Here is a 10000-nt window from a genome sequence, read left to right as displayed (position 1 = left end):
CGCCTCCGTCTCGATGGACGTGCAGGCGCCGTCAAACTTTGAACGGCTGGTCTTTGAGGCTTCCGGCCGTGACGCGGACGCAACGCGCGATCTGTTCGATGCCTTTGGGCAATCGGGTGAGGTGGCGCTTTCCGCTCCTCTGCAAGAGGCCCTGAAATCTGAAGTTTCGGCCTCGACCGTCTCCGAAGAACAGACCAGGGCCACCATCAAGCAGGCCTATGAGCGCTGGGGTCAGGTGATCTGCCCACACACCGCCGTGGCGCTTTCGGCGGCCCTGACCCGCCGCGAAACCGGCGAGGCCACGGGCGGACAGATCGTTCTGTCCACGGCACACGCGGCCAAGTTCCCAGCCTTTGTGACCGAGGCGCTGGGCTTTGAGCCCAAGGCCCCTGACGCCATCACCGATCTCTATGGTCTGACGGAAACCCTGACCGAAATGCCCGCCGACGTCGCCGCAGCCGTGACAACGGTGAAGGCCTTTATCGAGTGGATCGATTAGCTTCAATTTTCAGGGGCTGACACCCGGTAGCCTCTGGCGCGCAGCTTTTCGAGCACGCCGCCCTTGCGCAACAACTGGCCTAAGGGCAGGACGGCTACCGTTTTGCCGGGTTTGTTCAGGGCGTCACTGACCGCACTAACGGAGTCGGTAATGCTGCGATTGAGCGTCGCCGTGGCGGTGGGCGATCCCGACAGGCATTTCATCAGGACCGAGCCCTGATAGAGGCTGCGCAGCGTCGGAATATCGCCTACAGACCAGGCCTGAGCGGCGCGCGGTGCCCGATCCATATCGAAGTCGATATCGTCCAGCGTATAGCGCAGACAGGCTTCGCTCGCCTCTTCGCTCATGGCATTGACCGCCTTGAACAAGGGCCCGCTGTCGTAACGCCCGGCCGCGCGCGCCGACACGCCGGCCGTGCGCGCCAGACGCCTGATCGTCGTCAGGGGCTCGTTCTCACTGAGGCCATATTTTTGCAGCACCTCACGGCGCAACCGCGCCCCGGCCCAGACCGGTTTGTCTTTGGCAAAATCTCTGGTGGAGACACCTGCCCGGCGCGCCGTGGCCTCATAACGGGCATAGAGATCAGCGGTCAGAGCGTCTTTCAGCCGACCGCCATCCGGCAAACCCTTGTTGCGCATCAGGGACCATACGTCGCCGGGGCCCGTGCTGTTGTCCGGTGGCGTGATCAGGCCATTGGCCCCGCGCAGGGCATTTTCTATACGCGTCGTCTTCCACACCTGCTTTTTAGGAAACACCGGCAGCACGCCGATAATGATGACCTGACTGTCGTCATCCGACACGCGCCACAAGGCCGGACCGACCGCCGCCCTGCCCCGCACCACGACCTCATCCGCCCAATCCTCCTGCGCCGAGGCGGTAACAGGTAGCAGAACAACACACAGGCTGAGCAGGAAAAGACGAAAGACTTTCATACGTCGAATTGTGGCGCGATTTGGCAACAGTTTTGTAACGGTTAAGTCACGGACCCTGCACCGGTTAACGGGAGCAAACGATAACCCCGCCTCAGTTTGAACTGAGACGGGGTCACATACACCCAATTCCGGACGCAGGGGTGAGCCCGGCTACTTCACGCCCAGCTTCTTTTGCAGGTCCGACGATGAGGTCGTGTACTGGAAGCGCAGCTTCTTGTCCGGGAAGACGTAGCGGAAGACGGCCTGCGCCGCCAGAGCGCCTTCGTGGAAGCCCGACAGGATGAGCTTCAGCTTGCCCGGATAGTAGTTGATGTCGCCGATGGCAAAGATTTGCGGCGTCGAAGTTTCGAACTTTTCCGTATCCACCGGGATCAGGTTTTCGTGCAGGTTAAGGCCAAATTCCGCCACGGGCCCCAGCTTCATGGTCAGGCCGAAGAAGGGCAGGAAGGTATCGGCGTCGATGTGGATTTCCTTACCATCATTGTCTTCGATGGTGACGCCGGTCAGCTTGTGGCCCGTTTCCCCGGACAGGGCTGTGGCCTGACCGATGATCAGGTCCATCTTGCCCTCTTCGACCAGCTTGCGCATCTGCGCCACGCTGTGCGGAGCGGCGCGGAAGTCGTCGCGGCGATGCATCAGGGTCACGCGCTCGGCAATGGGTTGCAGGTTGAGCGTCCAGTCGAGCGCCGAATCCCCGCCGCCTGAAATGACAATGCGCTTGCCACGGAAGGCTTCCATCTTGCGCACGGCGTAGTGCACGCCAATACCCGCGCCAATGTTTTCAAAGCCATCAATGCCGGGGATGGGCGGCTTTTTGGGCTGGAACGAGCCACCGCCGGCGGCGATCAGGATACAGCGCGCGATGACCGACGTGCCCTGATCGGTTGTCACCTTCCACTTGGTCGTGCCGTCATCCTGCTCAAGCTTTTCGACGGCCACAGCCATTTCACCGAGGTGATATTTGGCCCCAAACGGCGCGATCTGTTCCAGCAGACGATCGGTGATTTCCTGACCGGTGATGATCGGCCAAGCGGGGATGTCGTAGATAGGCTTTTCCGGATAAAGCTCGGCGCACTGACCGCCCACCTTGTCGAGAATGTCGATCAGGTGCGCCTTGATATCGAGCAGGCCCAGTTCGAACACGGCGAACAGGCCCACCGGGCCCGCGCCGATGATCACGGCATCGGTTTCCCAGGCCTGACCGGCTTCGAGGACTTCGATAGCGGGGGACGGGTGCGCGTCACTCATTTTTGTCTCCGGAACGCAAAGATTAGATTTGTTAAACGATGGATGCGCTATATAGAGCGCTGGGTTTAGATTGGATAGTTTTCAATGTCGCGTGACCGTCTGCCGCCGCTGTCGGCGCTTCGGGTGTTCGAAGCCGCCGCGCGCCACGAAAGTTTCAAGCACGCCGCCGAGGAGTTGTTCGTTACACCCGGTGCCGTCTCTCAGCAAATCCGTCTGCTGGAAGAGCATGTCGGTGTCGAGCTGTTTGTGCGCGACGGCCGCCGTGTGGTGCTGAGCGACGCCGGTAAGGCCTCCTCGATCATCCTCAAAGAAGCCTTTGAAAAGATGTTTGAAGCGACGCGCATCATGCGTCAGACGCAGCAGAAGGGCCGCGTCACCGTGTCGGTGGCCCCCAGCTTCGCGGCCAAATGGCTGATGCCGCGTCTGGGTGATTTTTCGGCCGCCAATCCGGACATCGACGTGTGGGTGTCGGCCGACATGGCCCCGACCGATTTTGCGGTCTCGGATATTGATCTGGCCATCCGCTATGGCACCGGCAATTATAACGGGCTGAATGTCGAGCACCTGCTCGAAGAAGCGGTCCTGCCCGTCTGCTCGCCCGCCTTGTATGAGGCGGCGCCGATCCGCAAGCCCGCGGACCTGGCGCACCACACGCTGTTGCACGATGTTTCCTCTGACCTCGATCCGTCCGATCCCGACTGGGCCATGTGGCTCAAGGCGCACGGTGCCGATGAGATCGACGCCTCGCGTGGGCCGCGCTTCAACCAAAGCCATATGGTGATCGAGGCCGCCGTCGCCGGACGCGGCGTGGCTCTGGCCAAGCGCACCATTGCCGAGGCCGATCTGCGCGCCGGTCGTCTGCGCGGCCTGTTCAACGAAAAAGATGCGCCGGTCAGCTTCGGCTATCATCTGGTGTGGCCGCAAACGCGCGAACCGTCGATGGCGCAGGTGCGCTTCATGGACTGGCTGCGGGCGCAGGCGCGTGATCTGGGCCACGCCTCCGCTCAGCCGCAGGACAGACCGGTCTTTGCCGCGCAGGGAATCTAAATCCCTCCGGTTCACCCCTCGCTCCACGGCGGGACGGGCAGGCCTTTGGATTTCAGGAATTCGGCGTTGAAAATCTTCGAGGCGTAGCGGTTGCCATAGTCGCACAGGACGGTGACGATGGTCTTGCCCGGCCCCATCGCCTTGGCCATCTTGATCGCGCCGGCGACATTGAGCGCCGCCGAACCGCCGACCAGCAGGCCTTCGTAGCGGTCAAGATCATAAAGCACCGGCAGCCACTCTTCGTCAGCCACCTGACAGGTGAAGTCCGGCGTCAAACCTTCCAGATTGGCGGTGATGCGTCCCTGACCGATGCCTTCGGTGATCGAGGTGCCTTCGGATTTCAGTTCGCCCGTCGTGTAGTAGCTGAACAGGGCCGCGCCGAACGGATCAGCCAGACCGATCTGTATCGCCGGATTGAACGCGCGCAGCCCCAGCGCCATGCCGGCCAGCGTGCCGCCGGACCCGACTGAGCAGATAAAGCCGTCGATCTTGCCGTCGGTCTGCGCCCAGACTTCGGGAGCGGTACCGTCGATATGGGCCTGACGATTGGCCACATTGTCAAACTGGTTGGCCCAGATGGCCCCGCCCGGTTCGCTCTTCGCCAGTTCTTCGGCCAGACGCCCGGAATAGCGGACATAGTTGTCCGGATTGGAATAGGGGACGGCATCGACCTCGATGAGCTTCGCCCCCAACATGCGGATGGCGTCCTTCTTTTCCTGCGCCTGCGTGCGCGGAATGACGATGACGGCCTTATACCCCAGCGCATTGGCCACCATGGCCAGACCGATACCGGTATTGCCCGCCGTGCCTTCGACAATCGTGCCGCCGGGCTTCAGCAGGCCCTTCGCCTCGGCATCCCGGATGATCCACAGAGCGGCGCGGTCTTTGATCGACTGCCCCGGATTGAGGAATTCCGCCTTGCCATAGATGTCGCAACCGGTCTCTTCCGACGCGCGTTTGAGGCGGATCAGCGGCGTATTGCCGACAAGGTCGAGTACGGAAGAAACGGTCCTGGCCACGAAACAACTCCTGTTTTCGCCTTTGCGCCTATGAGATTTAGTCGCCAATCCCAAGCGATAGATTCTTACCGGCGGGTTTAGCGCGACTTACAGATCGGCGCGGCCCCTTATAGGGCAAGGCTTTGAGGATGGTCAATCTTCGGACCACGACGCGAATGACGCAGGGCCCTATATGAACGGCCCTATTGTCGAAAGGGCGTCGCATTGCGTATAGGCTTGTCCCCTCGCCTGAGCATCAGAGCGAGACAAGACTTTAGAGGCATTCGGGCACATGGCCGTTTTCACCAAGGTATCTCTGGAAGAGGCCCGCGCCTATCTGAGCCGCTATGAGATCGGCGACCTGATCCATCTGGAAGGCATCGAAGAGGGCGTTTCCAATACCAATTTCAAGGTCGAAACGACGACCGGCCTCTATGCCCTGACCCTGTTTGAGGCCGCGACGCCCGAAAAAGACCTGCCCTATTTCATGGACTACACCCTGCATCTGGACCGCAAGGGCTATCCGGCGCCGGGGCCAGCCATCATGACAGACGGGACGACGGTCGGTCGCATCAATGGCAAGCCGTGCGCCCTGATCAAGTGGCTGCCCGGTCGCTGGCCGCGCAATCCGGATACGCGGCACGCTACCTCGGCCGGTCGATATCTGGCCAAACTGCACGCCGCAGGAGCGGATTTCCCCCAGACCCGCGAAAACAGCATGGGCATTGCGCACTGGGATGCCCTGATCAGCCGTTGCGAACCACGGGCTGCGCAATCGGCGCGTGCCGAAGCCGTGCTGGCCGATTTCCGCGACGAAGTGGCGTGGCTGAAAGCGCGCTGGCCCTCCGATCTGCCGTCGGGGGCTATCCATGCCGACTATTTCACCGACAATGTGCTGATGGACGATGAGGGGCAGGTCACAGGCGTGATCGACTACTACTACGCCTGCACCGACTTCTACGCCTATGATCTGGCCGTGGCGCTGAACGCCTGGGGCTTTACACCGGGCGGCCAGCCCCTGCCCGACATGATCTCCGCTTTTGTTAATGGCTATCACGATGAGCGCCCGCTGTCAGAGGCCGAAGTCGCGGCCCTGCCGCTATTCGCGCGCGGGTCTGCCGTACGCTTCACCCTGACGCGGCTCTATGACCTGCTGAACCATGATCCCTCTTGGGTGGTCAAACCGAAGGACCCGGAAGCCTTTTACCGGAGGCTGGACTATCACCGTGCCCTCGCTTCAGGGCAGGCCTATTTCTGAGTGTTGACGCCCTCATGAAGGCGTGAGACCACTGACTGGTGCCGGGTGAACCGGAAGGGTGGGAGACCGTCGCCATGGTACTGAGTATGCTGGCCGCGCTGATTTTGGCCTCAACCCCGGCTAAACCCGTCGCCAACATCCCGCCTCCCCTGACCCATGGCGTCTTTATCGACAAGGGGGCCTGTCCCGGAGAAGCCTGCGCCTTGTCGGGGAAGTTGCAGTGGACGCGGCCCGTCCCGGTCTATGATCGCCCCACTCCCAAGGCGCGCAAGATTGGCTCGCTGCGCGCCAATGAATGGGCGGACGTCGTCGAGCGGGAGTTCCATTTCGCTCCCCTGCGCGGTGTCGTGGTCGAACCCAACAGCCAAGCCAACGAACTTGCCAAGGGTGATGTTGTTTACATCATTGGCTATCAGGGAGAGGGTTGGCTGGAACTGTGGCGGTCCGGGCAGCGCCTGGGCTGGGCTGAGTCTGACATAGAGCCCGGCCTTGCCGAAATCGCCTGGGACCCGGTTTCACAAAACCGCCCTGAGCCGGTCATGTGGATCAAAATCAAGCGCGCCAAAGGTACCACGGGCTGGGTCAATGACCTGACGGGCGTGCGTTGTGCGGGCATGATCCGTGATGACGGTTGTCCGCCGCTGCCGTAGGTGGGCTTTATCACTGCCCACCAGAGGCCAGCGCGTTTCAAGAAGCCGCTTTCCCCACCTGATTTTCAAAACCACCTGTAAGGCTTTCTCTTTTCTTTCCGGGTGCAAGGCGTATATGTAAACCGTGCGCTTCGACGATCGTTTTCTGGAAGAACTGAAATCCCGCTTGCGGCCGTCTGAGGTCATTGGCAAGGCGGTCAAGCTGCGCCGCAATGGCCGCGAATGGGTCGGCCTGTCGCCGTTTTCCAAGGAAAAAACACCTTCCTTCTACGTCAATGACGAGAAGGGGTTCTTCCATGACTTTTCCTCCGGCAAGCACGGCGACATCATCTCCTTCCTTCAGGAGACGGAGCGTCTGAGCTTTGTCGAAGCGGTCGAACGGCTGGCCAGCGAAGCCGGCATGGCCCTGCCGGTGCAGACGCCGCAGGCGGCGCAGGCCGAACAGAAACGACAATCGCTGAACGACTGGATGGAACTGGCGGCCCGCTGGTTTGCTGCCCGCCTGCACGACAACACGCCGGGGGCCAGGGCCGCGCGTGACTATCTGAAAAAGCGCGGCCTGTCTGATCAGGACGTGGCACATTTCGGTCTGGGCTACGCCCCGAAAGAGCAGACGGCGTTGAAAGACGCGCTGGTGCAGAAAGGCGCCAAGGTTTCCGAACTGGTCGAATGCGGCCTGCTGATCGAGATCCGGCCCTCAAACAGCGAAGCGGTAGGGCAACCTCAAAACTACAAGGCCCCCTATGACCGTTTTCGCAACCGCCTGATGTTCCCCATCGAGGACGCGCGTTCAAAGATCGTCTCGTTCGGCGGGCGGGCGCTCGATCCGGACGAAAAAGCCAAATATCTCAACGGGCCGGAAACCCCGCTGTTCCACAAGGGGTCGCTGCTGTACGGCCTGCCCAAGGCGCTGAAAATCCTCGGCTCCAGCCAGACGGGGCCGGAACTGGTCGTGGTCGAAGGCTATATGGACGTGCTGGCCTGTCAGCGGGCACAGATCGCCGCCGTCGCGCCACTGGGCACCGCCCTGACCGAAGAACAGATCGACATTTTGTGGCGGCGCCATCCGGAGCCTACCCTGTGCTTCGACGGCGACAAGGCCGGGATGCGCGCCGCCAACCGGGCGCTGGACCGCGCCCTGCCCAAGCTCAAGCCGGGCAAGTCGTTCAAGGTCTGCCTGATCACCGGCGGCAAGGACCCGGACGACGTGTTGCGCGAAAAGGGCGCTTTGGCGCTGCGGGAGTCCCTCAGCGAGACCCAGCCCTTTGTCGAGGTGCTGTTCAAACGCGAACTGGAGCTGGAGCCGCTCGATACGCCGGAGCGCAAGGCCGGCCTGCGCAAGCGGTTGCGGGCACTGGCGGCGCAGATCGAGGACAAGGACCTGGCCGACTCCTATCGGCAGGATCTGATGGCGCGCTACGACGCCCTGTTCCAGCGTCAGCCACAAACCTTTCAGCCGGGATTTCAGGCCGGTTTTCAGGGCGCACAGGCCCGCGGGCGCTTTCCGCGCCGCGACGCGCAAGGCCGTCTGATCGAGCCACCGACCATCGCCACGCCGGAAGGTCAACAGGCCGCCCGCGCCCTGTCGAAGGCGCTCGATCCGATGGCGGCGGCACTGGCGCAGGGTCTGCTCGATCATCCCGACTGGATGTTTGACCATATGGAAGCGCTGGAATCCTATGGACTTGGCGATCCGGCGCTTGACGGACTGGTACGCGCTCTGGTCGCTTTAAGTTTTTCCACAAGCCCCCTTGACTCAGGCGCTGTGAACCGCCATCTGCAAAATCAAGGTTTCGGCGCATTGTTGAGCGAGATACAGAAGGCGGCCCTCAGATCGGCCTCGCCAATCCTCGCACAGGACACAACTCTCGCAGATGCGCAGGCCGGCTGGATCAAAGCGTTCAATGCGTTCGCGCGTTTGACGGCCTTGGATCGTGCGTTGAAGGCAGCCCGTGACGACGCTTCGGCAGAATTTGATGCTGAAATTTTCGTCCGGACCAAGCAGGAACGCGACAGTTTGCGCAAAGCCTTGAAAAGCGGACAAATTTTTGAAGCGGAAAGCGACGTCTAGGTTAAGACTTCGTTGATCTTCTTCGTAAATATAGGTTTGGTGCGGCAAAAATGCCGCATCTGGTTCCAAGGTCTCATGACGGCTGCGTCATGGGCGGAGAGATAGATGAGCACAGCGACGGACAAACCCGAAGCCGATACGCCCTCTGACGGCCCCCTTCTCGACCTGACCGATGCCGGCGTCAAGAAATTCATCAAGAATGCGAAGGCCCGCGGCTACGTCACTATGGACGAGCTGAACAAGGTGCTGCCGTCCGAAGAGTTTACTTCGGAGCAGATCGAAGACACCCTGGCCATGCTCACCGAGATGGGCGTGAATGTCGTCGATTCTGAAGAGGAAGCGACGGAGGGCGGCGAAATCGCGGTCCGCGAGGAAACGGGCGGCGTGGTCGTCGCCGAAAAGACCTCGTCCTACGACCGCACCGATGACCCTGTGCGCATGTATTTGCGCGAAATGGGCTCAGTCGAGCTTCTGTCGCGCGAAGGCGAAATCGCCATCGCCAAGCGCATCGAAGCCGGTCGCGACACCATGATCCGTGGCCTGTGTGAATCGGCCCTGACCTTCGAAGCCATCATGATCTGGCGCGAAGAACTGGAGTCGGGCCGTATCCTGCTGCGCGAAATCATCGACCTCGAAGGCACCTATGGCGGCGGCCCGTCGGAAGGCCCGCCTCCGGGAGCGCTGGATGACGACGCCGAAGAAGAGGACGCCGACGCGCCGATCGCCATGCGCGCGCCTGAGCCCGTCGTAAAAGCCCCTGAGCCGAAGCCGGAACCGAAGCCGGAGCCTAAGGTTGAGGCCAAAAAGCCGGAGCCGAAAAAGAAGGCGGATGGCGACGACGAGGACGAAGACGACTACGTCCCGATGGATGAGGAAGAGAAGAAGCCTCAGCCGGAAGAAGAAGAGGAAGACGATTTCGACGACGGCGCCGGGCCTTCGGTGTCGGCGATGGAATCGGAACTGCGCGAAGGCGTGATGGCGACGCTAGACGCCATTGCCGGTGAGTTTGAAACCTATCGCAGCCTTCAGGAGCGCATTCTGGGCGCGCGCCTCGAAGGGTCGCCCGTCGATCCGGCGGATAAGGTGGCCTATGACGAGGTCACCTCGGCGATCACCCGTCACCTTAAGACGCTGAAGCTCAACAATCAGCGCATCGAAGCGCTGGTCGAACAGCTCTATACGATCAACAAGCGCCTGATGTCGCTGGAAGGCCGCCTGCTGCGTCTGGCCGACTCCTACGGCATTTCCAGACAAGAGTTTTTGCAGAACTACTACCACCGCGAGCTTGATCCTCAGT

Annotated in this window: 8 protein-coding genes and 1 pseudogene; 6 read left to right on the top strand and 3 right to left on the bottom strand. The window is 61.4% G+C overall.

Annotation, left to right across the window (positions count from 1 at the left end; all coding sequences use genetic code 11):
- A pseudogene (locus tag LDL37_RS08975) lies at window positions 1-499 on the top strand (threonine synthase); the annotation flags it as partial.
- A 2-nt stretch (window positions 500-501) separates the two neighbouring features.
- Here LDL37_RS08975 and LDL37_RS08970 read toward each other — a convergent pair.
- Together LDL37_RS08970 and LDL37_RS08965 are read right to left on the bottom strand one after the other, a co-directional pair.
- Complete coding sequence (locus tag LDL37_RS08970; RefSeq protein WP_290796976.1) at window positions 502-1431, bottom strand: TraB/GumN family protein; 930 nt, start codon at window positions 1429-1431, stop codon at window positions 502-504.
- A 150-nt stretch (window positions 1432-1581) separates the two neighbouring features.
- Complete coding sequence (locus LDL37_RS08965; RefSeq protein ID WP_290796974.1) at window positions 1582-2679, bottom strand: NAD(P)/FAD-dependent oxidoreductase; 1098 nt, start codon at window positions 2677-2679, stop codon at window positions 1582-1584.
- A gap of 84 nt (window positions 2680-2763) precedes the next feature.
- On the opposite strand from LDL37_RS08965, the gene gcvA reads away from it, so the two are divergent.
- The gene (gene gcvA, locus LDL37_RS08960) at window positions 2764-3726 is read left to right on the top strand and encodes a transcriptional regulator GcvA (RefSeq protein ID WP_126422323.1); all 963 of its coding nucleotides are present in this window, start codon (window positions 2764-2766) and stop codon (window positions 3724-3726) included.
- 11 nt (window positions 3727-3737) lie between these two features.
- On the opposite strand, the gene LDL37_RS08955 is transcribed toward gcvA, so the two are convergent.
- Window positions 3738-4745 (bottom strand): cysteine synthase A, encoded by a 1008-nt coding sequence (locus LDL37_RS08955; RefSeq protein WP_290796972.1) that lies wholly within the window; start codon window positions 4743-4745, stop codon window positions 3738-3740.
- A gap of 271 nt (window positions 4746-5016) precedes the next feature.
- Here LDL37_RS08955 and thrB point away from each other — a divergent pair, with 271 nt between their 5' ends.
- From thrB to LDL37_RS08935, 4 genes are all read left to right on the top strand, one after another.
- Window positions 5017-5982 carry a homoserine kinase gene (gene thrB, locus LDL37_RS08950; protein WP_290796970.1) on the top strand — a complete coding sequence of 322 codons (966 nt, stop codon included), beginning with the start codon at window positions 5017-5019 and terminating at the stop codon, window positions 5980-5982.
- 74 nt (window positions 5983-6056) lie between these two features.
- A complete protein-coding gene (locus tag LDL37_RS08945; protein WP_290796968.1) occupies window positions 6057-6632 on the top strand; it encodes a hypothetical protein in 576 nt (191 codons plus the stop codon).
- A 124-nt stretch (window positions 6633-6756) separates the two neighbouring features.
- Window positions 6757-8703, top strand: coding sequence for a DNA primase (gene dnaG / locus LDL37_RS08940; protein ID WP_290796967.1), 1947 nt, complete (start codon window positions 6757-6759; stop codon window positions 8701-8703).
- A gap of 105 nt (window positions 8704-8808) precedes the next feature.
- On the top strand, window positions 8809-10000 hold a 1192-nt coding region (locus LDL37_RS08935; protein ID WP_290796964.1), incomplete at its 3' end, for an RNA polymerase sigma factor region1.1 domain-containing protein.

Source organism: Asticcacaulis sp., assembly GCF_020217185.1.
Classification (GTDB): domain Bacteria; phylum Pseudomonadota; class Alphaproteobacteria; order Caulobacterales; family Caulobacteraceae; genus Asticcacaulis.
The sequence above is the reverse complement of the archived record's forward strand: the minus strand, read 5'-3'. Positions and strand labels throughout refer to the sequence as shown.